Annotated in this window: 23 protein-coding genes; 16 read left to right on the top strand and 7 right to left on the bottom strand. The window is 69.2% G+C overall.

Annotated elements, in window-relative coordinates:
• Positions 1-70: 70 nt before the first annotated feature.
• From ITJ61_RS10005 to ITJ61_RS09980, 6 genes are all read left to right on the top strand, one after another.
• Positions 71-673 (top strand): PTS glucitol/sorbitol transporter subunit IIC, encoded by a 603-nt coding sequence (locus ITJ61_RS10005; RefSeq protein ID WP_104240118.1) that lies wholly within the window; start codon positions 71-73, stop codon positions 671-673.
• Complete coding sequence (locus ITJ61_RS20295; RefSeq protein WP_194686086.1) at positions 670-1,746, top strand: PTS glucitol/sorbitol transporter subunit IIB; 1,077 nt, start codon at positions 670-672, stop codon at positions 1,744-1,746. Before ITJ61_RS10005 ends, ITJ61_RS20295 begins: the two co-directional genes overlap by 4 nt.
• 86 nt (positions 1,747-1,832) lie before the next feature.
• Positions 1,833-2,207: a PTS glucitol/sorbitol transporter subunit IIA gene (locus ITJ61_RS09995; RefSeq protein ID WP_104298078.1), complete on the top strand. Its 375-nt coding sequence runs from the start codon at positions 1,833-1,835 to the stop codon at positions 2,205-2,207.
• A gap of 3 nt (positions 2,208-2,210) precedes the next feature.
• A complete protein-coding gene (locus tag ITJ61_RS09990) occupies positions 2,211-2,696 on the top strand; it encodes a transcriptional regulator GutM (RefSeq protein ID WP_104240121.1) in 486 nt (161 codons plus the stop codon).
• A 44-nt stretch (positions 2,697-2,740) separates the two neighbouring features.
• The gene (locus tag ITJ61_RS09985; RefSeq protein ID WP_104240122.1) at positions 2,741-4,042 is read left to right on the top strand and encodes an NAD(P)H-dependent oxidoreductase; all 1,302 of its coding nucleotides are present in this window, start codon (positions 2,741-2,743) and stop codon (positions 4,040-4,042) included.
• A gap of 267 nt (positions 4,043-4,309) precedes the next feature.
• Positions 4,310-5,263: a sugar-binding transcriptional regulator gene (locus tag ITJ61_RS09980; RefSeq protein WP_104240123.1), complete on the top strand. Its 954-nt coding sequence runs from the start codon at positions 4,310-4,312 to the stop codon at positions 5,261-5,263.
• A 349-nt stretch (positions 5,264-5,612) separates the two neighbouring features.
• Here ITJ61_RS09980 and ITJ61_RS09975 read toward each other — a convergent pair whose 3' ends face one another.
• The 3 genes from ITJ61_RS09975 to ITJ61_RS09965 all read right to left on the bottom strand — a co-directional run bounded on the left by ITJ61_RS09975 (position 5,613) and on the right by ITJ61_RS09965 (position 7,822).
• Entirely contained in the window at positions 5,613-6,143 is a 531-nt protein-coding gene (locus tag ITJ61_RS09975; protein WP_194686085.1) for a YjbQ family protein, read from the bottom strand.
• Between the two features lie 74 nt (positions 6,144-6,217).
• Positions 6,218-7,066 (bottom strand): class II fructose-bisphosphate aldolase, encoded by an 849-nt coding sequence (locus ITJ61_RS09970; RefSeq protein ID WP_104240125.1) that lies wholly within the window; start codon positions 7,064-7,066, stop codon positions 6,218-6,220.
• Positions 7,067-7,105: 39 nt separating this feature from the next.
• Entirely contained in the window at positions 7,106-7,822 is a 717-nt protein-coding gene (locus ITJ61_RS09965; protein WP_104240126.1) for a triose-phosphate isomerase, read from the bottom strand.
• A 198-nt stretch (positions 7,823-8,020) separates the two neighbouring features.
• On the opposite strand from ITJ61_RS09965, the gene ITJ61_RS09960 reads away from it, so the two are divergent.
• From ITJ61_RS09960 to ITJ61_RS09950, 3 genes are all read left to right on the top strand, one after another.
• Positions 8,021-8,797: a lysophospholipid acyltransferase family protein gene (locus ITJ61_RS09960; protein WP_104342168.1), complete on the top strand. Its 777-nt coding sequence runs from the start codon at positions 8,021-8,023 to the stop codon at positions 8,795-8,797.
• A 199-nt stretch (positions 8,798-8,996) separates the two neighbouring features.
• A complete protein-coding gene (locus ITJ61_RS09955) occupies positions 8,997-9,833 on the top strand; it encodes a MerR family transcriptional regulator (RefSeq protein ID WP_194686084.1) in 837 nt (278 codons plus the stop codon).
• Between the two features lie 101 nt (positions 9,834-9,934).
• Entirely contained in the window at positions 9,935-10,288 is a 354-nt protein-coding gene (locus tag ITJ61_RS09950) for a VOC family protein (RefSeq protein ID WP_194686083.1), read from the top strand.
• A gap of 164 nt (positions 10,289-10,452) precedes the next feature.
• Here the strand turns inward: ITJ61_RS09950 and zapE are convergent, their stop codons facing one another.
• Both zapE and purL read right to left on the bottom strand, forming a co-directional pair.
• Positions 10,453-11,751 carry a cell division protein ZapE gene (zapE, locus tag ITJ61_RS09945; RefSeq protein WP_194686082.1) on the bottom strand — a complete coding sequence of 433 codons (1,299 nt, stop codon included), beginning with the start codon at positions 11,749-11,751 and terminating at the stop codon, positions 10,453-10,455.
• 24 nt (positions 11,752-11,775) lie between these two features.
• Complete coding sequence (purL, locus tag ITJ61_RS09940; RefSeq protein ID WP_323744338.1) at positions 11,776-14,190, bottom strand: phosphoribosylformylglycinamidine synthase subunit PurL; 2,415 nt, start codon at positions 14,188-14,190, stop codon at positions 11,776-11,778.
• Positions 14,191-14,459: 269 nt separating this feature from the next.
• On the opposite strand from purL, the gene ITJ61_RS09935 reads away from it, so the two are divergent.
• Genes ITJ61_RS09935 through ITJ61_RS09920 form a run of 4 tightly spaced genes read left to right on the top strand, consistent with a single transcriptional unit; the run spans position 14,460 to position 18,626 of the window.
• The gene (locus ITJ61_RS09935; protein ID WP_104342173.1) at positions 14,460-15,587 is read left to right on the top strand and encodes an ABC transporter substrate-binding protein; all 1,128 of its coding nucleotides are present in this window, start codon (positions 14,460-14,462) and stop codon (positions 15,585-15,587) included.
• Positions 15,587-16,534: an ABC transporter permease gene (locus ITJ61_RS09930; protein ID WP_194686081.1), complete on the top strand. Its 948-nt coding sequence runs from the start codon at positions 15,587-15,589 to the stop codon at positions 16,532-16,534. The genes ITJ61_RS09935 and ITJ61_RS09930 overlap by 1 nt, the downstream gene beginning before the upstream one ends.
• Positions 16,531-17,403, top strand: coding sequence for an ABC transporter permease (locus ITJ61_RS09925; RefSeq protein WP_194686080.1), 873 nt, complete (start codon positions 16,531-16,533; stop codon positions 17,401-17,403). Before ITJ61_RS09930 ends, ITJ61_RS09925 begins: the two co-directional genes overlap by 4 nt.
• On the top strand, positions 17,400-18,626 hold the full coding sequence (locus tag ITJ61_RS09920) for an ABC transporter ATP-binding protein (protein ID WP_194686079.1): 1,227 nt from the start codon (positions 17,400-17,402) through the stop codon (positions 18,624-18,626). Before ITJ61_RS09925 ends, ITJ61_RS09920 begins: the two co-directional genes overlap by 4 nt.
• 118 nt (positions 18,627-18,744) lie before the next feature.
• On the opposite strand, the gene ITJ61_RS09915 is transcribed toward ITJ61_RS09920, so the two are convergent.
• Positions 18,745-19,548 carry a DeoR/GlpR family DNA-binding transcription regulator gene (locus ITJ61_RS09915; RefSeq protein ID WP_323744337.1) on the bottom strand — a complete coding sequence of 268 codons (804 nt, stop codon included), beginning with the start codon at positions 19,546-19,548 and terminating at the stop codon, positions 18,745-18,747.
• 70 nt (positions 19,549-19,618) lie between these two features.
• Here ITJ61_RS09915 and galT point away from each other — a divergent pair, with 70 nt between their 5' ends.
• Both galT and galK read left to right on the top strand, forming a co-directional pair.
• Positions 19,619-20,749 (top strand): galactose-1-phosphate uridylyltransferase, encoded by a 1,131-nt coding sequence (galT, locus tag ITJ61_RS09910; protein ID WP_323744336.1) that lies wholly within the window; start codon positions 19,619-19,621, stop codon positions 20,747-20,749.
• On the top strand, positions 20,746-21,909 hold the full coding sequence (gene galK, locus ITJ61_RS09905; RefSeq protein WP_194686077.1) for a galactokinase: 1,164 nt from the start codon (positions 20,746-20,748) through the stop codon (positions 21,907-21,909). Before galT ends, galK begins: the two co-directional genes overlap by 4 nt.
• 823 nt (positions 21,910-22,732) lie before the next feature.
• On the opposite strand, the gene ITJ61_RS09900 is transcribed toward galK, so the two are convergent.
• Entirely contained in the window at positions 22,733-23,248 is a 516-nt protein-coding gene (locus ITJ61_RS09900; protein WP_181059575.1) for a GyrI-like domain-containing protein, read from the bottom strand.
• 246 nt (positions 23,249-23,494) lie between these two features.
• Between ITJ61_RS09900 and ITJ61_RS09895 the strand changes: the two genes are divergently transcribed.
• Positions 23,495-24,985, top strand: coding sequence for an amino acid permease (locus ITJ61_RS09895; RefSeq protein WP_194686076.1), 1,491 nt, complete (start codon positions 23,495-23,497; stop codon positions 24,983-24,985).
• The last annotated feature ends 24 nt before the right edge of the window (positions 24,986-25,009 follow it).

Below are 25,009 nucleotides of genomic sequence, written 5' to 3'. Positions count from 1 at the left end.
CGCCGCTCGCCGCCCCCGCGGCCAGCACAGTCGAGCACAGCTCGACGACCACGTCGGGAGGGCAGCCGGCATGGAAGTAATCACCTGGATCGCCGAGAACTTCATCGGCCTCTTCAACGCCTCCGCCGAGAGCCTCATGGGCCTCATCACGGGCATCCTCCCCCTGCTTCTCGTGCTGCTCACGGCAATGTACGCCGTCACCACGTGGATCGGCGAGGAGCGCGTCACGCGCGCCGTCCGCTGGGCGGGCAAGTACGCGATCACGCGCTACACGGTCATGCCGATCATCGCGGTCATCATGCTGACGAACCCCATGGCCTACACGTTCGGCCGCTTCCTCCCCGAGCGCTACAAGCCGGCCTTCTACGACTCCGCAGTGTCGTTCGTGCACCCGGTCACGGCGTTCCTGCCTCACGCCAACGCGGGTGAGCTGTTCGTCTGGACGGGCATCTCCGCCGGTGTCCTCTCCATCGCACCGGACAAGTACGCGACCCTCGCGGCCCTGTACTTCATGGTCGGCATCGTCGTCATCTTCATCCGCGGCATAACGACGCAGTGGATCACGAAGATCCTCATCAAGCGCGGCGGACACGAGGCGACGTTCGCTCGCTTCGACGAGATGTATGCAGAGGGCCACCTCCAGGGCTCCAAGAGCGAAGGTGGTGTCCTGTGAGCACAGACGCTGAGAACACGAACGCCAACTCGGCCGACGGCGGCGCGAGCACCGCGGACTACAAGGGCGTCAAGGTCAACCGCGGTCGCGGCGGCTGGGGCGACGGGCTGACGCTCGTCCCCAACGCCGAGAAGAACATCGTCCTGTCGGTCACGGGTGGTGGCATCCACCCGGTCGCCCAGAAGATCGCCGAGCTCACGGGGGCTGAGGCCGTCGACGGCTTCAAGAACAACGTGCCGGACGCGAACGTGCTCTGCGCGGTCATCAACTGCGGTGGCACGGCGCGCATCGGCGTGTACCCGAAGAAGCGCATCCCGACGGTGGATGTGTACCCCGGCGAACCGGGCGGCCCGCTCGCCCAGTTCATCACCGAGGACATCTTCGTCTCCGACGTCGCCCCTCGCGACGTCGTCGCGCTCGACGCGGCGGCAACGGCAGCAGCTGGTGCCCCGGCCGCAGCCGAGGCGCCCAGCCTGAGCCCGGAAGAGGTCGCGGCGAAGGCCAAGGCGGATGCACGCGCCAGGATCGCAGCGCAGGGAAGCGGATTCACGGGCTTCGTCGTGAAGTTCGGAAACGCCATCGGCTACTTCATCAACACGCTGCTCTCCTCGGGCCGCCAGGCGATCAAGCTGACCCTCAACACGATCCTGCCGTTCATGGCGTACGTCTCGCTTCTCATCGGAGTCGTCACGTACACGGGCGCTTCGGACTTCATCGCCAACGCGGTGTCGCCGCTGGCCTCGAACCCGATCGGCCTGATCCTGCTCGGCGTCATCACGGGTCTCCCCTTCCTGTCGCCGATCCTCGGCCCAGGTGCCGCGATCGCCCAGGTCGTCGGCGTGCTCATGGGAACGCAGATCGCGGCAGGCGCGCTGCCGGTGCAGTACGCACTGCCGACGCTCTTCGCGGTGAACGGCCAGGTCGGCTGTGACTTCATCCCCGTCGGTCTCTCCCTCGGTGAGGCTGAGCCGGAGACGGTCGCGGTCGGTGTCCCAGCCGTGCTGTTCTCCAGGCAGATCACGTCGCCCCTCGCGGTTGTGCTCGCCTACTTCGCCTCCTTCCTCCTCATCTAGTGGGCGCCGGGCGGGCCGCACCGGCCCGCCCGCGCATCCACCCCTGAACTTCGCTTCAACCTCTCGCCTCAAGAAAGGACCACCACGTGTCCACGACCATCTGGCAGTCAGAAATCGCACGCATCGGACCCGACGCGAACGACATGTTCGAGGGTGGCGTCTACATCCTCTTCGGCGAACCCGTTCCGGATGCGCTCGCCGAGGTCAGCCTCGTGCACAAGGGCCACTCGGGTGAGTTCGTCCCCGTGCAGGCCGGCGACGAGTTCGTGATCGGCGACGAGGCCGTCACGGTCACCGCGGTCGGGGATCTCGCCAACCCGAACCTGCAGGAACTGGGTCACGTGGTGCTCTACCTGAACGCGGAGGACACCGCGCTCCTCCCGGGCGCCATCCAGGCGACCGGCACCCTCACGACTCCCGCCGAGGGCGCACTCATCAGCGTGCGCCGGAACGAGGTGTAGATCATGGACTGGAGATTCCCCGCCGTTCTGGTCCTCGCGCTCGTCCTGAGCATGTTCATGACGGTCGTGCAGATGCGCGCCTACATGAGCCAGGTCAACGAGATCGCGAAGGCGAACGCCGGCAAGAACCTCAACCTCGTCAGCGGTCGAGGCAAGGGCGCGTTCCGCGGCGCGATCGCCGTGCTGCTCGTCGACCCGACCACGCTCGAGGTCGTCGAGGCGCGCGCGCTCCTCGGGTTCAGCGTCTTCGGACGCCTGAAGCCCGCACCCGACCTCGAGGGCCCGCTCACGACGGTCTACGACCGCGCGGAGGCCCGCCACAAGCACCTCGGAACCGCCGTCCGCCAGGCGATCAGCATGCTGCCGCACACGGTGCGCGCCCAGGTCACGCTGCCGCCGGTCAAGGGCAAGACGAAGCGCGCGCAGCCCAACGCTGTCAAGGGCGCGGCCCCGAAGCAGTTCGCCGGCCTCTCCCGCGTCAGCAACTAGCCCCTGATCAGCACCCCACCCCACGAACTCAGCAAGGAACGCACATGAACTACACCCAGCGCCTCATCCAGCGTGAAGCAGAACTCGGCCGCCCCATCCGCGTCGGCGTCGTGGGGGCCGGGCAGATGGGCTCAGGCCTCATCGCCCAGATCGAGCGAGCCAAGGGCATGGAGGTCGCCGTCGTCGCCGACATCGCCGTCGAGCGCGGTGTGGATGCGTACACTCGCGCCGGCCGCAGCGACGTCCAGGTCGAGACCGACCTCGCCGTGGTCGCCGAGCACATCGAGGCTCGCCGCCCGGTGGTCATCAACGACGGCCTCCTCATCCCGAAGCTCCCCGTCGACGTCGTGCTGGAGGTCTCCGGTGTCACCGAGATCGCAGCGCAGGTCGCCTACGCGTCGCTCCTCGGCAAGAAGGACGTCGCTCTCATGACCGTCGAGGCCGACGTGACGGTGGGGCTCTTCCTGGCCAGCATCGCCAACGCCGGACAGCAGATCTACACGATCTGCCGCGGTGACGAGCCCGTCGAGGCGCTCAAGCTCGTCGAGCACGCCACCGACCTCGGCCTCACCGTCGTCGCGGCCGGCAAGGGCAAGAACAACCCGAACCGCCCGACGGACGTGCCGGAGGACGTCATGGAGGAGGCGAAGGCCAAGAACATGAACCCGCGCATCCTGTGCGAGTTCACCGACGGAACGAAGACGCAGATCGAGATGGCCTCCCTCTCGAACGCGACCGGCTTCCCCGTCAACAAGCCGGGCATGCACGGCCCGGCCGCCGACATCGCGACGCTCGCGACCACGCTCATCCCCGTCGAGGACGGCGGAGTCCTCACCTCGACCCCGGCCGTCGAGTACACGGTCGAGGGCGACGTCGCGCCAGGCGTGTTCGTCGTCGTGAAGTCGGAAGACGATGTCGTCACGCACGAGCTCGACTACCTGAAGCTCGGCAAGGGGCCGTACTACGCCCTCTACCGCCCGTACCACCTCGCCTCGGTCGAGGCGATCCTCTCGATCAGCGAGGCCGTGCTCGAGCGTCGCGCCGACTTCCAGACCACCACGTGGCGCACCGAGGTCGCCTCGAAGGCGAAGTTCGACCTCGCCGCCGGCACGAAGCTCGAGGGCATGGGCGGGCACCACGTGCACGGCTGGGCCGTGGACGCCGACGAGGCACGCGCCGACAACTCGATCCCGATCGGGCTCATCTCCGGCGGCATCCTGAAGCGCGACATCAAGGCGGGTGAGATCGTCTCCTACGACGACGTCGAGCTCGACGAGACGCGTCCGCTCATCGCGATGCGCCGCCTGCAGGACTCGCTGGTCGCGGCTGGTGTCATCGGCGCCTGACCCCCGTCCGACACCCGTCGGGCGCCCGGCTGGACCGGGCGCCTGATCGTCGGTCGATAGGATCATGTGAACCGGATCACCGATGCCGCGCCAAGCGTGCGGCGTCGGGGCGGCTCCCGAACGGCGCGAGAGCGCGGTGAGGGAGCCGTCGCCATCTGGGAAGGCCGTCCCGCACCGCAGGGCCACGCAGGAGTGAGCAGCGCTGCGCCTCCTGCCCAGCACAGCCTGCGCGTCGCTCTGCACCACCCACAGGAAGGAAGGCTCGGGATGCCAGCACCCCGCAACGCCGAGACCCTCGTCCGAGCAGCGCGCCTCTACTACCTCGACGGCCTCTCCCAGAGCGACGTCGCGACAGCACTCGGCGTCTCGCGGGCGAGCGTCTCACGCATCCTGTCGGCGGCACGCGAGCAGGGGATCGTCGAGATCCGCATCCACGACCCCCACGTCGTCGGTCGTGTCGATGAGCTCGAACGGCAGATCACGGATGCGTTCGGTGTCGGTGCCGCCGTCGTCGTCTCGGCGCTGCCGGGCAGGAACCCCCTCGACATCGTGGCCGGAGCGGCCGCCGACTACTTCGCGGAGCGCGTGCCCTCGGTCGGTTCTGTCGGCCTGAGCTGGGGCAAGTCGATCGACGCGTTCGTCGAGCAGATCCACGTCGAGTCCACGGGGCGCGCGCTGACGCTGTGCCCGCTCGTCGGCGGCATGCCGTTCGACTCGGGGCCGGCCGGGAACACGGCCCTGGAGCGTCTCTCGCAGAAGTCGGGGGCGATGGCGTTCCGGTTCGAGTCGCCCGCCGTCGTCGAGTCGCCCCAGACCTGGGCTGCGCTTACCGGGGAATCGTCGATCTCCATGGCCATCAAGCGGGCGACGGATGTGCAGCTCGCGTTCGTGGGCATCGGTTCGTATGGGCTCCACGCGTCGAGGCACATCGTCTCCGCGATGCGGCTCAGCGATGCCGAACGCGCCGAGCTGGACGCGCAGCAGCCCGTCGGCGATATCTGCGGTCGCTTCTTCGACGCCCAGGGGCGCGCCCTTGGCGCACCGGTCTCCGAGCGGGTCATCGGCATCACCCTCGGCCAGCTGGCGAAGATCCCGGAAGTGGTGGGCTTCGCCGCTGGCGCCGAGAAGGCCCCTGGGGTCGCCGGTGCGCTCCGCACGGGGGCGCTCGACGGCGTGATCCTCGACGAGGACCTCGCGCGCGCTCTCGTGGAGCTCGTGTAGGGCGCTGCCCGGGCCAGGGGCCGAGGAGTCAGCGAGAAGCAGGTTCCGCGGCGGATCTCCATGCTTCTGGCTGACTCTTGCCGCGCTCAAGGGTTCGCAGGGAGGCGCGGGCTGTGCGGAGCGCAGCTGCCAGGGCAGGGGACTCTTGGATCGACACGCGACGATGCATCCGCAGCCACGTCCCAAACCGCGGCCACGTCCAAACCGTCGCCACGGCTCAGAGACGCAGAACGCCGCCGGTCGATCGTGCCGCTGACGGGGAGTCAGGGTGCGATCGAACGGCGGCGTCGGTGCGCCGACGTCGTTGGCGGCGTCAGCGGAGGCGGATGCTCGGAGGGGGAGCGCGCGCCTACTCGCCCATGACGACGACCTGGCACTTGCGCGAACGGGCGCGCGTGCGGTCGAAGTCGACGAAGTAGATGTACCCGGTGACGCCGACGCCGAGCTTGCCGTCGATGACCGCGAACACCTCGCTCGAGCCGATGATCGTCGACTTGATGTGCGCCTCCGCGTTCAGCAGCGCCGTCTTGTCGCCGCCGGGCAGGTACACCTCGGCGTCCGGCCACGACTCGACGTCGGCGTAGTGCTCCGGGCCCGGGTAGCGGTACTCGCCCTCGGGCGGCACGGCCGTCTGGTTCGGGGCGATGCGGTTCAGCACGTCGTCGAGGTCGGCCTGCAGGAACTCGGTGCCGTCCTCGAGGCGGTCGTGCACGAACTCCTCGAAGAACACGGCGCACGTCGTGTGAGGAGAGATGACCGTGACCGTGCCCGCCGTGATGCCGCTCGCCGCGATCGCCTCCTTCACCTCCGCCGTGACGTCGATGTAGCTGGGCGTGCCGCCGTGCGACTGCAGCTGGAGGGTGGTCTGGTAGACGGTCATCGGTGTTCCTTCGTGGTCGTGGATGCGCGTGCTTCGGCGCGCGCGCAGATGTCGGTTGGTGTGGCTGGCTCGGCTCAGGCGCCCGGGCGCAGGGCCTGGATGAACTCGGCCACGTCGGCCTCGACCTGCGCGGAGACCGCCTTCGCGACCTTCGGGAACAGGATGGTGTTGGGCTGCTCCGCGGCCCGGAGCGCCGCATCCAGTGCCGCCTTCGCCGCGTACGTGTAGTAGTTGATCTTGCGGACGCCGCGCGTGATGGAACGGTGGTACTCGTCGAGGCTGAGCCCGGAGCCGCCGTGCATGACGATGGGCACGCCCGTCGCATCCCGCAGCTGCTCGATGAGCTCGTAGTTGAGCTTCGGCTCCTGGTGGTACATGCCGTGCACCGTGCCGAAGGAGGCAGCGAGCGCGGTCACGCCGGTGCGCTCGACGAACTCCTTCGCCTGCGCTGGCTCCGTGTACAGGGTTTCGTCGGCGATGCCCTGGCTCGGGTCGCCGTTCTCGTTGCCCGTCATGACGCCGAGCTCGCCTTCGACCCCCACGCCGCGTTCCTTCGCGAGCTTCACGACCTCGGTCGTACGGGCGACGTTCTCCTCGTACGGCAGCGTCGAGCCGTCGATCATGACGGAGTTGAAGCCGATGTCGAGGCCGCGAGCGATGTACTCGATGTCCTCGCCGTGGTCGACGTGCAGCACGAACGGCGCTTCGCTGCGCGTCGCGAGGGCGAGCATCGCCGGCCCGATGTCGTCGATCGACAGGGTGCTCTCGTGCACCTGCGCGTGCTGCAGGATGACGGGAACGCCGGCCTTCTCGGCAGCGGAGATCGTGCCGAGCAGCCCCTCGAAGTAGGGAGTGTTGACCGCCGCGATGGCGATGTTGTTCTTCTGTGCGTAGCGGAGCGCTTCGTCGAGTCCGATGAGCATGTGTTGGTCTTCTCTCTGGTGGCCCTGTGGGGGAGCGGGTCAGTTGGCGGGGGCGGCGCTCGCCTGCGCGTCGCGGTGGTCGGCGAGCGCCTGGAACATCTCGGTGAGGATCTCGCGCCAGTCGGGGTGCTTGATGATGCCGCTCGTGCCGCCTGAGCAGTCGGCGCCCTGCTGCAGGACGCGCGTGATGTCGGCGCCGCGGCTCACGCCGGCTGCCTGCACGACGAGGATCGCCGGGTCGACGTTCTTCACGATCTGGGTCGTGCGCTCGATGTAGTCACCCGCGTCCATCTGCCCCGTGCCGATGTTGGCGGTCGGCTCGCAGATCATGCCGGAGGGGTCGAGGTCGGCAACCGCGCGGCACTGCAGGTCCGAGTCGGCGCAGACGATGGTTGCAAGACCGACCTCTTCGCAACGGCGCATCGTCGCGTCGAGGTCGGCCAAGGTGAGGGGGTGCTCGGCGTGGTTGAGCACGACGGCCTTGACCCCGGCTTCGGCGAGGCCCTCGGCGAGGATGTGCCCCATGCCGCGGCCAGGCACGATCGGGTCGACGTGCTGGGCGGTGACGCAGAGGTTCGTCGTCTCGGCGACGACCGACCGGAGGTCGATGTGCTGCGCGGTGAACACGACGTCGATGTCGAACGCTCCAGCGAGTTCGTCGGTGAGGTGTGCCAGCTTCATGAGCTCGCTGCCCGTCAGGTACGCCTTCGGGTTGACGATCAGAAACGGGCTCCGTACAGGGATGGGGACAGCCATTGTCAGTTGCTCCTAGCGGATAAATGCACAAAGTTGCACTAAAGAATGTACGAACGTGCAGTGTGGCAAGTATCGCATCTGTGGAGAGCACCTGGCAAGAGCACGGATGCGCAGGCCCCGCCCACGTCCGCGTGCGCCCCGGAGTCGTCCCAGGTGCCGCGAATAAGGTGGCACCTCACACTTGGACCAGGGAGCCACATGACTCGCGAACCCGTCTACTCATTTGCGATCGGGGTCGGCCGCACTGTCTTCGGCGCGCTCCGCGTTCGCCAGACGGTCCGCGGCGCGCAGCACCTTCCCGATACCGGCGGCGCCGTGATCGCGATGACCCACTTCGGCTACCTCGAGTTCGCCCTCGTCGAGTGCGCGACCTGGATGCACAACCGGCGGCGCATCCGCTTCATGGCCAAGCAGAGCGTGTTCGAGAAGCCCGTCGTCGGCCGACTCATGCGCAGCATGCGGCACATCCCGGTGAACATGAAGGCCGGTGCGGACGCGTTCGCCGCCGCCGCGACCGCCCTGCGTGACGGCGAGCTCGTCGGCGTCTTCCCCGAGGCCGGCGTCAGCGCGTCGTTCACGATTCGCGACTTCAAGACCGGAGCCGCACGCCTCGCCGCGCAGGCCGGCGTGCCCATCATCCCCGTCGCCGTCTGGGGCGGGCACCGCCTCCTCACCAAGAACCGCAAGATCACGCTGCGAGAACGCCTCAACATCCCCGTGCACTTCTCCTTCGGCGCGCCCATCCATGTCGCACCGGACGACGACCCCGCCGACACCACGGCCAAGCTCAAGACGGTCATGGAGGCGCTCCTCAGCGAGCTGCAGTCGAACTACCCGGAAGACGGCGCAGGCAAGTGGTGGCAGCCCCGCGTGCTCGGCGGCACCGCCCCCACGCCCGAGGCGGCGGCCGCGGCAGACGCCGAGCGTGACCGCAGGCGCGAGGCCGCGCGAGCGCAGCAGGCAGCCAGGAAGTAGCGGGTCGGTTGCCACTGGCGCTGCGTCTGCCGCTGGGGCCGCAGCTGCAGCTGCCGTCGCAGCTGCCGTCGCCGCGGGCCGTGTCCAACATCAGTGCAGAATCCCTGCATCCGGTGCCGGAAGCGGGTCGAAGGCCGGAAATCGCACTGATGTTGGTCAGTGATCGCCGGCACACGCGACCCGGTGCCAGACTTGGCGCATGAACGGTGAGCATCCCGGAAGCCTGATGAGCATCGGCGAGTTCTCGCGATACTCGGGTCTGAGCGTGCGCATGCTGCGTCATTACGGCGAACGGGGCGTGCTCGCGCCCGCCGAGGTCGACGAGTTCAGCGGGTACCGACGTTACGCCGCAGCCCAGCTGCGGGATGCGGGGCGCGTGCGGATGCTGCGCGACGCCGGGTGCGGAATCCCCGCTATCGCAGAGCTCCTGCCGCTCTTCGCGGCCCCTGACGTGCTCCGGCCGCGCCTGCAGCTGCACCTCGATGAGCTCAAGGCCGAGGCGCAGCGGGTCGCCGATCAGCAGGCGCTCGCCGCGACGCTCCTCGATGGGCTCGCGGCGCGCTCGACCCTTCTGGACGTCACCGAGCGCACCTTCCCGGCGCTGCGCGTGCTGTACCTGCGCCGCACGGTCGCCGACTACCCCTCAGAGGGTCCGCTCTGGGTCGACTTCCGTGGGCCGGTGGCCGAGCTCACCTCGCGAGACCCCGCTGCCTTCGGCGACGTCGGTGGTGCCACCTACTTCGACGACGAGTATCGAGACGCTGACGTCGAGATGGCGATCTGGCGCGAGTACCGCGGTACATCCGTGCCGGAGGGGTACGAGGTCGTGGAACTCCCCGAGCAGCGCGTCGCGACGGTCACCCACCGCGGCGGCTTCGAGACCATCAACGAGGCCACGGCGACGGCGGGCAGCTGGGTCGCCCAGCAGGGTCGCACCCGCGTCGGCCCGATCTTCAACGTCTACGTGCACGGCCCAGGCCGCGAGCCGAACCCGGACAACTGGGTCACCGAGGTCAACGTCCCCATCGCGGCTTGACTCTCACACTGTGTGAGGCCCCACGATCGGATCCAACGGCTGAACAGGCCGGCGTCGCAGCCAGAATCGCTGCGGTGCATCCGAATGAGAGGACAGCAACCATGCCGGACAACGTGAACTACTTCGAGATTGGCACCACCGACCCGGAGGCCGCGAAGGCCTTCTACGGGGACACCTTCGGGTGGACGTTCGGCTCGCTCGAGCCCGGCGGCTACGGGATGGTCGATGGCGCAGGCAACGGAGGCGGGCTCTGGGATTCCAACACGGTCGGCGGCGGCAGCTGGGCGGTGTTCTACGTGGAGGTCGACGACATCGAGGCGAAGCTCGAGCAGGCGGCCGCGAACGGGGCGGAGACCGTCATCCCGCTCGTCGACAACGGCAGGATCAAGTTCTCGCATCTGCGCGACCCGCTCGGCAACCGCTTCGGCGTCTGGCAGCGCAAGCCGCAGGGCTGACGCCGGCCGCTCGCCGGTGGCGCTCGCCTAGCCAACATCGGCGCTATTGGCACGATCGGCGCTATTGGCACCGCGGGGTCTACCGCCCCTGTCCAACTTCCGTGACGGATGCCCGCATCCGCAATCTGAACGGAGCTCGCGACCCCATTGGTCACGGAAGCTGGTCAGCGCTGCAGAAGGTGCAGGCGGCTGACCATGCGGAACGCGTCGGCGCGGCCGGCGGCAGCGGCGACGAACTCGTCGAACGACGCGTCGGCGTGGAAGTGCGCCTCGATGTCGTAGTCGACGAGCACGTCCACGGCGTTCACGAAGCGCTGCTGCGGGTCGCGGCCGACGGAGGCGAGGAGTGGAACGTCGAGGATGTGCCACGTGTCGAAGTCGCGTGCCCACTGCAGGAACTCGAGCGACGAGGTCTGCACGACGAAGAGCTCCGCGAACGTCGCCCACAGCTCGCGGCCGCGCACTGCCGTCACCTCGAACGTGCGGCCGCCGAGCTCGAGGCTCGTCGCCTCGGCGGGAGCCGGGCGAGTGGCGTCGGGTGCACGGCCCGCAGCAGGACTGGACTGCTCGACTGTGCCGTCTGCGTCGTCTGCGCCGTCGACCTGCGTCGACGGGAAGCTCGGCACGTGCACCCACGAACCGGTCGCGAAGCCCCGGCGCTCGACGGCGTCTGCGCGAGAACGGCGGTAGTCGACTTCGCCCGGCAGCTCCACGACGTCGAGCTCGCACTCGATGAGCTCGATGCCCGGCTCGAAGATGTGGTGGTAGACGGGGCTCGGGAGGAGGCCCTGCGGCCGGTAGTTCGAGGTCGCGACGACCGTGATGCCGTGGTCGAGGGCATACCGCAGCAAGGCTGTGAGCAGCGTCGCGTGGCCCGGGTCGTGCACGTGGAACTCGTCGAAGAGCAGCAGCTTCGCGTCGCCGATGAGTTCGCGGACGGCGTTTGCGAAGACGGTCTCGGAGCCGCGGTTCGCGAAGATGCGCGAGTGCAGCTCGTTGAAGAACGAGTGGAAGTGGACGCGCAGCTTCCGGTCCACGGGCACCGCGCCGTAGAAGGCGTCGAGCAGCCAGGACTTGCCGCGGCCGGCAGGCCCCCACAGGTAGAGGCCGCGCGGGACCGTCGCATGGGCGGCGGATGCGTCGGGACGATCCGCCTCGGCGACCTCGGGCTCGCTCACTCCGGCGGCGTCGGGGTCGCTCACTCCGGCGGCGACGGGGGCGGCGTCGGCAGCTGGGTTCGGAGCGGCGTCCTCCGCGGCGAGAGCTTCGTGCTCGACGATCTGCGCGCCGAGTCCTGCGAGACGCCGAGCGACCATCCGCTGCCCGTCATCGAGGGCGAAGCCGGCCGCGGTCGCTGACGCCGCGATCGCAGCGAAGACCTCGCCGACGCTCGCGCCAACAGTTTCGGGATGGGTTCCCCGCTTCGAGATGGGAAGCAACCCATCCCGAAGCGTGGAACCCATCCCGAGACTCAAGAGGTGCGGCGCTCAGTTCGCCGACGAGGCTGGCGCCGACGAGACGGCCGCCGACGAAGCCGCCGCCGTGATGGCTGCGGAGATCGGCGCGGAGTTCGGTCCGACGACGTCGCCGAAGCGCTTCGGCAGCGTCGCGCCGCGCGCCTCGGAGAGCTCGGCGAGCGTGAACTCGAAGAGGCCCTGGACTTCGAGCTTCGCGTCGGCACCCATGCCGTCGCTCACGCCGACGCGGGTGACGGGGAAGTCACGCGCCTCGCACATGGCCTGGAAGCGCACGTCGTCGTCGTGCGGGACGGAGACGAGGATGCGCCCGGCCGACTCGCTGAACAGCGCGGTAGCGGCATCCACGCCCTCCTTGCGCATGAGGCCGTCGAGCACGATGCGCGCGCCGACGCCGAAGCGTGTCGACGCCTCGATGATCGCCGCCGCGAGGCCACCCTCGGAGAGGTCGTGCGCCGAGGTGAGGAGGCCCTGCTGGCCCGCGCCGATGACGAGGTCGGCGAGCGCCTTCTCGCGCTCGAGGTCGACCTGCGGGGGGAGGCCACCGAGGTGTCCGTGCACGACGTCGGCCCAGCTGGAGCCGGAGAGCTCCTCGAGGGTCGTGCCGAGGAGGTAGAGGTTGTCGCCCTCCTCCTGCCAGCCCGACGGAACGCGGCGTGCGACGTCATCGATGAGGCCGAGCACGGCGACGACGGGGGTCGGGTGGATGGGCACGTCGCCCGTCTGGTTGTAGAACGACACGTTGCCGCCCGTGACCGGGATGCCGAGTTCGAGGCAGCCATCCGCGAGTCCCTCGACGGCCTGCGCGAACTGCCACATGACCTCGGGGTTCTCGGGGCTGCCGAAGTTGAGGCAGTCGGAGACGGCGGCGGGGCGTGCGCCCGTGGCGGCGACGTTGCGGTACGCCTCGGCGAGCGCCAGCTTGGCCCCGGCAGAGGGGTCGAGCTGCGCGTAGCGGCCGTTGGCGTCGAGGCTGATGGCGAAGCCGAGCCCCGACTCCTCGTCGATGCGCACCATGCCGGCGTCCTCCGGGGTGCCGAAGGCGGTGTTGCCGAGCACGTAGCTGTCGTACTGCTGCGTGATCCACTCGGGGTTGGCGAGGTTCGCCGACGAGATGAGGGCGAGCACCTGCTCGCGGAGCTCCTCACCCGACTGGGGGCGGGGGAGGACAGATGCGGAGTCGGCCTGGAGCGCGTCGATCCAGCTCGGGTAGGCGACGGGGCGATCGTAGACGGGGCCGTCGATCGCGACGGTGCGCGGGTCGACGTTCACGATCTCCACGCCGCGCCAGTTGATGACGAGGCGGCCCGTGTCGGTGACCTCGCCGAGCACGCTCGTCTCGACGTCCCACTTGTCGACGATGGCCATGAACGCGTCGAGCTTGTCGGGAGCGACGACCGCCATCATGCGCTCCTGGCTCTCCGACATGAGGATCTCCTCGGCCGTCAGGTTCGGGTCGCGCAGCAGCACCTTGTCGAGCTCGATGTACATGCCGCCGTCGCCTGCCGCCGCGAGCTCGCTCGTCGCGCAGGAGATGCCTGCGGCTCCGAGGTCCTGGATGCCCTCGACGACCTTCTCGCGGAACAGCTCGAGGCAGCACTCGATGAGCACCTTCTCGGCGAAGGGGTCACCGACCTGGACGGCCGGGCGCTTCGTGGGGCCCTTCTCGTCGAACGAGTCGGACGCGAGGATGGATGCGCCGCCGATGCCGTCGCCGCCCGTACGCGCGCCGAAGAGCACGACCTTGTTGCCGGCGCCGCGGGCGTTCGCGAGGTGGAGGTCCTCGTGGCGGAGCACTCCGACCGCGAGCGCGTTGACGAGCGGGTTCGCCTGGTACACGCTGTCGAACCAGGTCTCGCCGCCGATGTTCGGCAGGCCGAGGCAGTTGCCGTAGAAGGAGATGCCGCTCGTGACGCCGTGCACGACCCGTGCCGTGTCGGCCTCGTCGATCGCGCCGAAGCGGAGCGCATCCATGACCGCGACGGGGCGGGCACCCATGGAGATGATGTCGCGGACGATGCCGCCGACGCCGGTCGCGGCGCCCTGGAACGGCTCGATGTAGGAGGGGTGGTTGTGCGACTCGACCTTGAAGGTCACCGCCCAGCCCTCGCCAGCGTCGATGACGCCGGCGTTCTCGCCCATGCCGACCATGAGGTTCTTCTTCATCTCGTCGGAGACCTTCTGGCCGAACTGGCGCAGGTAGTTCTTCGAGGACTTGTAGGAGCAGTGCTCCGACCACATGACCGAGTACATGGCCAGCTCGCCCGAGGTGGGGCGGCGGCCGAGGATCTCGCGGATCTTGTCGTACTCGTCCGGCTTCAGCCCGAGGGCGCCGTATGGCTGCTCCTTCTCGGGAGTCGCCTTCGCGTTGTCGACGGTGTCCGGGCCAACTGCTTCGGAAGACGGGTTTGTGGTCTGGCTGCTCACTGGCGAGGCTCCTTCTGGCGGCGCGATGCGGAGAAGTCGGGGCGTGTCCGCACCGGACGAGTCTACGGCGTTCGCGGGCGGCCGCGCGATGGGCGGCGGATGCGCGCGAATGGGCTGTTCAGATGCGCGTCCGTCGGCGTTCATCCGGTGACCGCTCGTGTTCACGCTGGCGTGGTGGCCTGTGTCCGCCCAGCCAGTCGGCAGGGTTGCGCCGGCTGGCCTCTCGGCCTCCGGCCCCACCAGGATTCCGAGAAGGACATCGACTTCGCATGAACAAGCGACTTTCAATTGTGGCGACCCTCGCCCTCGCGGGACTTGCCCTGACCGCGTGCTCGCAGAGCCCCGCGACGGGTGAGACCGGCGACACCGCCGCTGCGGCGACCGCGACGAGCCTCGACGACTTCGGCAGCATGGATGCGCTCGTCGAAGCCGCGAAGGCCGAAGGCACCATCAACGTCATCGCGCTGCCCGACGACTGGGCGAACTACGGCGAGATCAAGGCCGGCTTCACCGAGAAGTACGGCATCACCGTCAACTCGATCCTGCCCGACGCCTCCTCGCAGGAGGAAATCGCGGCGGCCGACGCCAACAAGGGAACCGACCAGGCGCCGGACGTCTTCGACCTCGGAGCGAACGTCGCCCTCGCATCCACCGACTACTTCGCGCCCTACCAGGTCGAGAACTGGGAGCACATCCCCGACGCCAACAAGGAGGCCACCGGCCTCTGGGTGAACGACTACACGGGCATCATGTCGGTCGGCTACAACGCCACCAAGTACGGCGAGATCACCTCGATCGACCAGCTCACCGACGCGAAGTTCGCGAACTCCGTCGCCCTCAACGGCAAGCCCGCAGAGGCCGGCGCGGCGTTCAACGGCTTCCTCTCGGCGAACAACGCGGTCGGCGGAGACTTCGCCGACCTGCAGCCGGGCCTCGACTACTTCGCGAAGCTCAAGGAGGCTGGCACCCTCAACCTGAAGGACGTCACAGCCGGCACCGTCGACGCCGGCGAGCACGGTGTCGTCTTCGACTGGAGCTACAACCAGCTCTCGACCGTCGAGCGCCTCGAGGCGAAGGGCGTCGAGTGGGCGACCTTCGTGCCGAAGGGCGGCGAGATCGCCGCGTACTACAACCAGGCCATCAACGTCGACGCCCCGAACCCCGCCGCCGCTCGCCTGTGGATGGAGTACCTGTACTCGCCGGAGGTGCAGAACATCTGGCTCGCCGGCGGTGCCATGCCGGTCCTCTTCGACTGGATGGAAGCCGAGGGCACGGTCGACCAGACCGCGCTCGAGAGCCTCCCCGAGGTCGAGGGCACGCCCGTGACGCCCACCTCGGAAGAGGCCGAGACCGCGAACGCGTTCCTCGCCGAGAACTGGGACTCGACGATCTCCTGATGACCGCAACCGCACCCCTCGCGGCGGCGACCGAGCCGTCAGGCGCTGCACTCGCAGCCACGCCTGACGCGCTCGGGCGCCGCCCGTCGGGCGCATCCAAGGCGGCGTCGCGGACGTCGCTCTTCGGTGTCGCCCCCTTCCTCCTCTACACGGGCGTCTTCCTGCTGCTGCCGACGGTGCTCGTCGCCATCGGCGCGTTCTTCACCAGACAGGGCGTCTTCACGACGAGCGGATTCGAGCGGCTCCTCTCTCCCGCCTCCATCACGATCTTCTGGACATCGACGTGGCTGTCGGTCGTCACCGCAGTGCTGGGCGCCGTCATCGGCGCCGTCGTCGCGTACGCCCTCTCCACGAGCCCGCCGAACAGCCTCGGTCGCCGCGTCTTCACGGCGTTCAACTCGGTGCTCGCGCAGTTCGGCGGCGTCATGCTCGCGTTCGCGTTCGTCGCGACGATCGGCACGAACGGGATGCTCACGCGCTTCCTGCAGGGAGCGGCCGGCTTCCAGGTCGACTCCGGCTTCCTGTCGAGCGTCCCAGGCCTCGTCGCCGTCTACCTCTACTTCCAGGTGCCGCTCATGGTCATCGTTTTCCTGCCGGCAGTGGACGGCATCCGCCGGGAATGGCGCGACGCGACCGTCATGCTCGGCGGCAGCTCGCTCGTGTACTGGTTCCGCGTCGCCGGCCCGCTGCTCGCGCCGAGCTTCCTCGGCTCCGTGCTCCTGCTGTTCGCGAACTCCTTCTCCGCCTTCGCGACGGCGGCCGCCCTCATCTCGCAGCAGACGATCATCGTGCCCATGGAGATCGAGGCGGCGCTGCGCAACGAGAACACGGCGGGGCTCGAGTCCTACGCGCAGGCCCTCGCGCTCGGGATGATCGTGGTCGTCGCCATCGTCATGTCGCTCTACGCGCTCCTGCAGAAGCGCAGCGCAAGGTGGTTGTCCCGATGACGCAGCTCGCAACATCCGCCCCTGCGCGTCCGCGTCGCCGCGGCCTCGTCGAGCGGGCCCGCCGCCGCCAGCAGGCCTTCCGCATCGCGGTGCTCACCCTCACGACCGTCGCGCTGCTCGTGCCGCTCGTGAGCCTCTTCGAGTTCTCCATCCGCTTCCCGCTCACGGGGGAGGTCAGCTTCGACGCCTGGAAGCGCGTCTTCGCGGGCAACACGGGCGAGTACTCGACCCTCGACGTGCTCTGGTCCGGGCTCACGAACTCGCTCATCATGTGCGTCCTCACCGTCGCCATCATGCTCGTGCTGCTCGTGCCCACCATGGTGTGGGTGCGGCTCAAGGTGCCCGCCATGGACCGGGCGGTCGAGTTCATCTGCCTGCTGCCGCTCACCATCCCCGCCGTCGTGCTCGTCGTCGGACTCGCACCGATCTACCGCTTCCTCGCCTCCACGCCCCTCGGGTCGAACACCGTGTGGCTCGCGTTCGCCTACGTCGTGCTCGTGCTGCCGTTCGCCTACCGCTCGATCGACGCGGGCCTCAGGTCGATCGACCTGAAGACCCTCACCGAGGCCGCCCGCTCGTTCGGGGCGTCCTGGCCCGTCATCATCGTGCGCGTGATCCTGCCGAACATCCGCACCGCGCTCATCTCGGCGAGCTTCGTCACCATCGCGGTCGTGCTCGGCGAGTTCACCGTCGCCCGCTTCCTCGCCCGCGACAACCTGCAGACCGCCCTCTTCCAGATCAACCTCTCCGACGGGCAGATCGCCGCCGTCATGTCGCTCCTCGCGCTCGGCGTCACCACGATCCTGCTCATCGCCCTCGACCTGCTCGCGGGGCGCAGGAAGCGCACGACCCGAAAGGCACGCCCATGACCAGCACCCTCCCTGAAGTCGCCTCCCGTGGCGGCACCGACGCATCCACCTCCACCACGCACTCCCAGGTGGCCGTCGGCGTCGAGCTGCGCGGCGTCACGCGACGCTTCGGCCAGACCGTGGCACTGCGCGGACTCGACCTGAGCATCAAGCCCGGCGAGATGGTCGCCCTCCTCGGGCCCAGCGGATGCGGGAAGACCACCGCTCTGCGCGCGCTCGCGGGACTCGAGGACATCGACGAGGGCGAGATCCTCGTCGGCGGCCGCGACGTCGCGAGCGTGCCAGCCTCGAAGCGCGACATGGCCATGGTGTTCCAGTCGTACTCGCTGTTCCCGCACTTGACCGTGGCGCAGAACGTCGCGTTCCCCCTCAGCCTCCGCCGCGGAATCTCCGCGAAGGAGCGCAACACGCGTGTGCCCGAGTACCTCGAGCTCGTCGGGCTCGGCGGCTTCGGCGAGCGGTACCCCAACGAGCTCTCCGGGGGTCAGCAGCAGCGAGTCGCGCTCGCACGCGCGCTCGCCGTGCAGCCGAAGGTGCTGCTCCTCGACGAGCCCCTCTCGGCGCTGGATGCGAAGGTGCGCGTGCAGCTCCGCGACGAGATCCGCCGCATCCAGCTCGAGGTGGGCATCACGACCGTCTTCGTCACGCACGACCAGGAGGAGGCGCTCGCCGTCGCCGACCGGGTCGCCGTCATGCGCGGCGGCATCATCGAGCAGCTCGGCGAGCCGGAGGCCATCTACTCGACGCCCGAGAACGCGTTCGTCGCCGACTTCATCGGCCACCACTCGCGCGTGCGGGCCAGCGCGGAGGGCGGAGTCGCGACGGTGCTTGGGCAGCGGGTGCCGCTGCTCGCGGGCAGCGCCGAGGGCGCCGTCGACGTGCTGCTCCGGCCGGAGCACGTGTCGTTCGCGGTGGCCGATTCCCGGCTCGCGGCGAACGAGTCGGGAGCCTCGGGTGCCGCGACCGCCGAGGCATCCGCGGGCGGTCCGAGCGCATCCACGAGCGTCGATGCTGACGGCCCTCTACCAGCCGGTGAGGCGCTCGCGTGGGTCGTCTCGACCGGATTCCTCGGGGCCCACGTCGTCGTCCAGGCGCGGCTCGCGGACGGCACGCTCCTGCGGGCGCACATGCGGAGCCGCGACACGGGTGCGCTCGAGCCGGGCAGCGTCGTCGCCGTCGACGTGCATCCGGCCCCTGCGCTCGCGGTGCCCGCCGGGCAGTAGCTCTGCTGACCAACATGAGTGCGATTTCGCTGCGTTCTGGCGTTTGAGCGTCGGACACCGCCGAAATCGCACTGGTGTTGGACACTCGCCGAGACGCTCGGCCGGCTGAGCGCGGCTGCTAGACCTGCTGCACGTCGCTGCCGGCCGCTCGAAGCGCCGCGACGTCGGCGGCGGCGGCCTCGGTGCCGGTGATGATGCTCGCGAACTCGGCGAGCCCGCCGATGACGCCGACGTGGGCGCGGCCGAGCTTGCTGGCGTCGGCGACGACGACCGAGCGGTCCGCGGCGTGGAGCATGGCCCGTTTGAGCTCCGACTCCGGCAGGTTCACGTTGGTGACGCCGGCCGCGACCTGCACGCCAGTGCAGCCGATGATCGCGAGATCGGTGTGGATGCGCTCCAACATGGCGGATGCGTACGGTGCGACGAGCGAGTGCTGCAGCGGGCGGAGGGTGCCTCCGGTCACGACGACCGTGAAGCGGGGGATGGCCGACTCGAGGGCGAGCGCGATGGAGAGGCCGTTCGTGATGATGACGACGTCGTCGAGGTCTTCCCGGGCGAGGAGCGCCTCCGCCACGGCCGTCGTGGTGGTGCCGACGTCGAGGAGCACGCTCGACCCGCTGGTCACGAGTGCGGCCGCGGCGATGCCGATGCGGCGCTTCTCGTCGGCGGCGCTCTGCTGCGCCGTCTCGAACGAGGTCTCGAGGCCGGTCGGCCCGTGCCCGTAGATCGCGCCGCCGTGCACGCGGCCCAGCACTCCGTCGCGCTCGAGCGCGGTGAGGTCCGAGCGCACGGTCACCTCGGAGACGCCGAGTTCTCGGCTCAGGTCGGCGACCCTGGCGAAGCCGGTACGCTTCACGAGTTCGACGAGGTCGGCTCTGCGCGCGTGCGCGGGGCCCTCTGGGGGCGTCTCGATGTTCACCACGGGATTCAGCTTACGCCTTCGCAAGCGAAAGGCACTTGACTTTCGAAAACGAAAGTGGCGTAATCGGAGCGTGCATTCCCTCACCAACAACATCGTCAAGCGTCCGACGCTGCTCTCCGACGGTCGCGAGCTCATCTACTTCGACGACGCCGACACGACGCTCGACCCAGAGCGCGCCCTCGACAGCCGGGTGCCCGCCGACCGCCCACCGGTCGCCGAGATGCGTCAGGACCCGCTCACCGGTGAGTGGATCTCGATCGCCGCGGCCAGGCAGAACCGCGTCATGCTGCCCCCCAAGCACCTCGACCCCCTCGCGCCGTCAACGCCCGCCAACCTCACCGAGGTGCCGAGCAACTACGACGTCGCCGTCTTCGAGAACAAGTCGCCCTCGTTCGGACCCGCGCTGGGCGGAGACGACGCCGACGCCGAGGTGCAGCTCGAGGAGCTCGCCTCCGTGGGCCTCGGCCGCACGAAGCCATCCATCGGTCGCTGCGAGGTCGTCTGCTTCAGCCCGGAGTCGGAGGGATCCTTCGCATCGCTCTCCCTCTCGCGCGCCCGCACGGTCGTCGAGGCCTGGGCCGACCGCACGACGGCGCTCTCGCAGCTGCCCGGCGTGCAGCAGGTGTTCCCCTTCGAGAACCGCGGCAAGGACATCGGGGTGACGCTGCACCACCCGCACGGCCAGATCTACTCCTACCCATACATCACCCCGCGCACGAGCGCGCTCATCCGCTCGATCGAGACGTACGGACCGATGCTGTTCCAGGACATCCTCGACTTCGAGCAGGCCTCCGACCGGGTCCTGCTGCGCGGCGAGCACGTCACGTTCTTCGTGCCGTTCGCCGCGCGCTGGCCGCTCGAGGTGCACATGCTTCCGCATCGCCACGTCGCCGACCTCGCCGAGACGACGGCCCAGGAGCGCGACGAGATCGCCCGCGAGTACCGCCGCGTGCTCCGCGCCATCGACGCGATCTACGACACCCCGACCCCCTACATCGCCGCCTGGCATCAGGCGCCAGTCAACTCGCATCGGGACGACATCCGGCTCATGCTGCAGATCACCTCGCCGCGACGCGCGGAGGACAAGCTCAAGTTCCTCGCCGGCTCGGAGTCGGCGATGGGCGCCTTCATCGGCGACGTCCCACCCGAAGCCACGGCAGGCCTCCTGCGCGCGGCGCTCGCGAAGGTGGACGCAGCGTGACCCGGCCGGAGCTCGCGACGACGGCCGCCGAGGCGTTCGCGCGCATCCACGATGGGGCGCCGGACGGCCTCTGGTCGTCGCCCGGCCGTGTGAACCTCATCGGGGAGCACACCGACTACAACGAGGGCTTCGTCTTCCCGTTCGCGATCGACCGGCACACGGTGGTCGCGGCGAGGCTGCGCGACGACCGACTCGTCCGCGTCTCGAGCGGCCTGCGCGAGGGCGTTGAGGAGATCGCCATCGACGAGCTGGTACCGGATGCACTCGGCGGCTGGTCCGCGTACGTGCTCGGGGTCATCTGGGCTGCTGGCGAGCTGGGCGCCGATCTCAGCGAGGTGCGCGGCCTCGACCTGCACATCGAGTCGGATGTGCCCCTTGGGGCTGGTCTGTCCTCATCCGCTGCCCTCGAGGGGGCTGTGGCGGTCGCGATCGATGAGCTGTGGGGCCTCGGGCTCGACCGGCGGACGCTCGCTCGAGTCGGACGCCTCGCGGAGAACGAGGCCGTCGGTGCGCCGACGGGCATCATGGACCAGTCGGCGGTGCTCCTCGGCCAGCGCGACTCCGGCGTGCTGCTCGACTGCCGTTCGCTCGAGTCGAGGATCGTGCCGCTGGCGTTCGAGGCGCAGGGCCTCGCGCTGCTGGTCATCGACACCCGTGTCGAGCACTCCCACGCGAGCGGCGGCTACACGGAGCGGCGCGCGTCGTGCGAGAAGGGTGCGGCGGGGCTCGGCGTCGCCTCGCTGCGCGACGTGACGGTCGGCGACCTCGAGCGCGCAGAGCGGGTGCTGGACGACGAGACCTTCCGTCGGGTGCGGCACATCGTCACCGAGAACGCGAGGGTGCTTGCTGTCGTCGCTGCGCTCGGCGACAGCGGCCCGCGCAGCATCGGCCCGCTGCTCGCCGAGTCGCACGCATCGATGCGCGACGATTTCGAGATCTCCGTGCCCGAGCTCGACCTCGCTGTATCGACGGCCGTCGCTGCGGGAGCCATCGGCTCGCGCATGACGGGCGGCGGCTTCGGGGGAGCGGCGATCGCGCTTGTGGAACGCGGCGATCTCGCCGAGGTCTCGCGCAGCATCCACGAGGCCTTCGCCGCGGCCGGTTTCGCGGAGCCCGCGACCTTCGAGGTGCTCCCGTCGCAGGGCGCAGGCCGCGTCTGAGTCGCAGACGTCGGGGCTGCGCATCTAGTTGCCGTCTGGTGGGTGCGCGGGTCCCAGGTCTGTGAGGTCTGTGGGCGTGCTTTGACCTGTCGGCGTGCTTCGTCTTCTCAGCGCAGACGTTGGGGTTGCGCACCTGCTTGCCGCCGGGTGGGTGCGGGAGGCCCAGGTCTGTGGGGTTTGTAGGCGGGCCTCGCCTTGTCGGCGCCGACGTTGGGCTTGCGCACCTGCTTACGGCCGAGTGGGTGCGGGAGGCTCAGGTCTGTGGGGTTTGTAGGCGGGCCTCGCCTTGTCGGCGCAGACGTTGGGCTTGCGCACCTGCTTGGCGCCGGGTGGGTGCACGGGGCCCAGGTCTGTGGGTGTGCTTCGTGTTGTCGGCGCAGACATTGGGCTTGCGCACCTGCTTGCGGCAGGGAGGGTGCGGGAGGCCGAGGTCTGTGGGGTTTGTGGGCGGGCCTCGCCTTGTCGGCGCAAATGTTGGGCTTGCGCACCTGCTTACCGCCGGGTGGGTGCGGGAGGCGCAGGTCTGAGCGCGTGCTTCGGCTTCTCGGCGCAGATGTTGGGGTTGCGCATCCGCTTGCGGCCGGGTGGGTGCGGGACGCTCAGGTCTGTGAGGTCTGTGGGCCTGCTTCGTGTTGTAGGCGCAGACATTGGGGTTGCGCATCTGCTTGGCGCCGGGTGGGTGCGGGAGGCCCAGGTGTGTGGGCGTGCTTCGTGTTGTAGGCGCAGACATTGGGCTTGCGCACCTGCTTGCCGCCGGGTGGGTGCGGGAGGCTCAGGTCTGTGGGGTCTGTGGGGTCTGCGCGCGCGCGGCTCGGCCGCGTGCCTACCCGCGCGGGGCGAGCGACACGATGAGGTCGGTGCGCAGGTCGTCCGGGTTCATGTCGGGGCTCGGCTCGGTGACGTAGATCTCCACCATGGAGCCGGGCTCGTCGCCAGAGTCGCGGAGGTCCTGGATGAGTCGACCCCACGATTCGCCGAGGCCGTCGAACGATCCGAGGTGCGACGCACCGGCCGCGGCTCCCGCCGGGAGGGTGGAGTTCTGGATCGTCACGTCGCCGACGAGCGTCTTCTCGCGGATCGGCTCGACGACCGGGAAGCCGATCTCGACGTCGAACGTCTGCGATGGGTCGCCGTGGTAGACCGCGAGGGCGGGTCCGGAGGGATGCACCTTGTCGGCGCCGATCGCTGCAGCCATCGCCTGGAAGGTCGTGTCGAAGAGCGTCCGTAGCTCGCGCATGCTGACGTTGTCGTAGCGCGCGACGGCAAGTGGAACGGCGCTCAGCTCGAAGCGCTCCACGCCCTGGCGGGGCGAATCGGGCAGCGGAAGTGTCTCTGGCATGGTGTCCTCCTCGACGCCCCACTCGAGCGGGGCAGATGCTTGACGCCAACCTAGGGCAACGGGCCGTGCGCTGGACGTCATTCGCGGGTGACCTCCCCGGATTCTCGGCGGGTTCCTGGTATCGCTCCAGCGTGGGCCCAGCGCCGACGATGGGGCGCCGAGGGGCTACGATTCCGCAGGTGGCGCGCCGGCGCAGAAGACGGTCGGGTGGATGCGCCACCGAGCGACGAGAGACACGAGCTGCGCATGAACACGGTCGAGAACGACGGCATCGAATCAGGGGCGACCGCGAAGCGGCCGCTCGCGCGGGCGCTCACGGCGCGGCACATCCGCTTCATGGCGCTCGGCTCGGCCATCGGAACCGGCCTCTTCTACGGGTCCTCCGCCGCGATCCAGGCCGCGGGTCCGGCGGTCCTGCTCGCCTACATGATCGCGGGCGCCGCCGTCTTCATGGTGATGCGCGCGCTCGGCGAGATGACGGTGCGCCACCCCGTGACGGGCTCGTTCGGGCAGTTCGCGAACCGCTACCTCGGCGCACGCTGGGGGTTCATCACGGGCTGGACGTATGCGTTCGAGATGATCGTCGTCGCGATCGCCGACGTCACCGCGTTCGGCGTGTACATGGGTTTCTGGTACCCGGACGTCGCCCGCTGGGTGTGGATCGTCGCCGTCATCCTCTTCATCGCCGCCATCAACCTGCTCGGGGTGCGCGCGTTCGGCGAGCTCGAGTTCTGGCTCGCGCTCGTGAAGGTCACGGCCATCATCGCCATGATCGCCGGCGGCATCGCGATCATCATCTTCGGCTTCGGCAACCAGTCACCGGATGCGTCTGGCATCGGGGCGCTCTTCAACCCGGCGACGGGCGGCTTCTTCCCCATGGGCATCGAGGGCGTCATCGCGTCGTTCGCGATCGTGGTCTTCGCGTTCGGCGGCATCGAGATCATCGGCATCACGGCCGGCGAGGCGCAGGACCCGAAGCGCGTCATCCCGAAGGCCATCAACAGCGTGCCGCTGCGCATCCTCCTCTTCTACGTGGGCGCGCTCGCCGTCATCATGATGCTCGCGCCGTGGAACACGATCACGGGTGACGCGAGCCCGTTCGTGTCGATCTTCGATGGCCTCGGGATCCCCGCGGCCCCGCACATCCTGAACTTCGTCGTCATCACGGCGGCCCTCTCGGCCATCAACTCGGACGTGTTCGGCGCTGGCCGCATGATCTTCGGTCTCGCCGAGCAGGGCCAGGCGCCGCGCGTGTTCCTCCGCGTCTCCGGGAACGGCGTGCCATGGGCGACGGTGGCGCTCATGGTCGCGGCGCTCGCGGTCGGCGCGTGGATGAACGCCGTCATCCCCGAGGACGTCTTCCTCGTGATCGCCTCCATCGCGACCTTCGCGACGGTGTGGGTGTGGATCATGATCGTCTGCTCGCACATCGCCATGAAGCGCGACATCGCGCGCGGCGGACGCAGCGCATCCGAGTTCCCTGTGCCGCTGTGGCCGTTCGCGTCGTGGGCGACCCTCGGCTTCCTCGTGTTCGTGCTCGGCGTGCTCGGCTGGTTCGAGAGCACCCGCGTCGCGCTCATCGTCGGCGCGGTGTGGCTGGCCCTGCTGCTGCTCGCGTACCGGTTCGCGGTGGGCTCCGCCGGCAAGCGCCGCGCTGAGCTGGTCGACGAGACCACGGCGCTCGAGGTTCAGGCTGGTCGGCAGACGCCGGAAGTCAAGGGCACCTCCCGCGACTGAGCCGCCCCGATACGATGGGGGCGC

This window comes from Pseudoclavibacter sp. VKM Ac-2888, assembly GCF_015351285.1.
In the GTDB taxonomy this organism is placed as follows: domain Bacteria; phylum Actinomycetota; class Actinomycetes; order Actinomycetales; family Microbacteriaceae; genus Pseudoclavibacter.
Note: the sequence above shows the minus strand (reverse complement) of the source record. Positions and strands in the feature narration are given on the sequence as shown.

Excerpts from the sequence above, each read along its gene's own strand:
- ITJ61_RS10005 (WP_104240118.1), top strand. The coding sequence starts at position 71 with ATGGAAGTAATCACCTGGATCGCCGAGAACTTCATCGGCCTCTTCAAC.
- ITJ61_RS09990 (WP_104240121.1), top strand. The coding sequence starts at position 2,211 with ATGGACTGGAGATTCCCCGCCGTTCTGGTCCTCGCGCTCGTCCTGAGC.
- ITJ61_RS09985 (WP_104240122.1), top strand. The coding sequence starts at position 2,741 with ATGAACTACACCCAGCGCCTCATCCAGCGTGAAGCAGAACTCGGCCGC.
- ITJ61_RS09980 (WP_104240123.1), top strand. The coding sequence starts at position 4,310 with ATGCCAGCACCCCGCAACGCCGAGACCCTCGTCCGAGCAGCGCGCCTC.
- ITJ61_RS09975 (WP_194686085.1), bottom strand. The coding sequence starts at position 6,143 with ATGACCGTCTACCAGACCACCCTCCAGCTGCAGTCGCACGGCGGCACG.
- ITJ61_RS09970 (WP_104240125.1), bottom strand. The coding sequence starts at position 7,066 with ATGCTCATCGGACTCGACGAAGCGCTCCGCTACGCACAGAAGAACAAC.
- ITJ61_RS09965 (WP_104240126.1), bottom strand. The coding sequence starts at position 7,822 with ATGGCTGTCCCCATCCCTGTACGGAGCCCGTTTCTGATCGTCAACCCG.
- ITJ61_RS09960 (WP_104342168.1), top strand. The coding sequence starts at position 8,021 with ATGACTCGCGAACCCGTCTACTCATTTGCGATCGGGGTCGGCCGCACT.
- ITJ61_RS09955 (WP_194686084.1), top strand. The coding sequence starts at position 8,997 with ATGAACGGTGAGCATCCCGGAAGCCTGATGAGCATCGGCGAGTTCTCG.
- ITJ61_RS09950 (WP_194686083.1), top strand. The coding sequence starts at position 9,935 with ATGCCGGACAACGTGAACTACTTCGAGATTGGCACCACCGACCCGGAG.
- zapE (WP_194686082.1), bottom strand. The coding sequence starts at position 11,751 with ATGGGTTCCACGCTTCGGGATGGGTTGCTTCCCATCTCGAAGCGGGGA.
- ITJ61_RS09935 (WP_104342173.1), top strand. The coding sequence starts at position 14,460 with ATGAACAAGCGACTTTCAATTGTGGCGACCCTCGCCCTCGCGGGACTT.
- ITJ61_RS09930 (WP_194686081.1), top strand. The coding sequence starts at position 15,587 with ATGACCGCAACCGCACCCCTCGCGGCGGCGACCGAGCCGTCAGGCGCT.
- ITJ61_RS09925 (WP_194686080.1), top strand. The coding sequence starts at position 16,531 with ATGACGCAGCTCGCAACATCCGCCCCTGCGCGTCCGCGTCGCCGCGGC.
- ITJ61_RS09920 (WP_194686079.1), top strand. The coding sequence starts at position 17,400 with ATGACCAGCACCCTCCCTGAAGTCGCCTCCCGTGGCGGCACCGACGCA.
- ITJ61_RS09900 (WP_181059575.1), bottom strand. The coding sequence starts at position 23,248 with ATGCCAGAGACACTTCCGCTGCCCGATTCGCCCCGCCAGGGCGTGGAG.
- ITJ61_RS09895 (WP_194686076.1), top strand. The coding sequence starts at position 23,495 with ATGAACACGGTCGAGAACGACGGCATCGAATCAGGGGCGACCGCGAAG.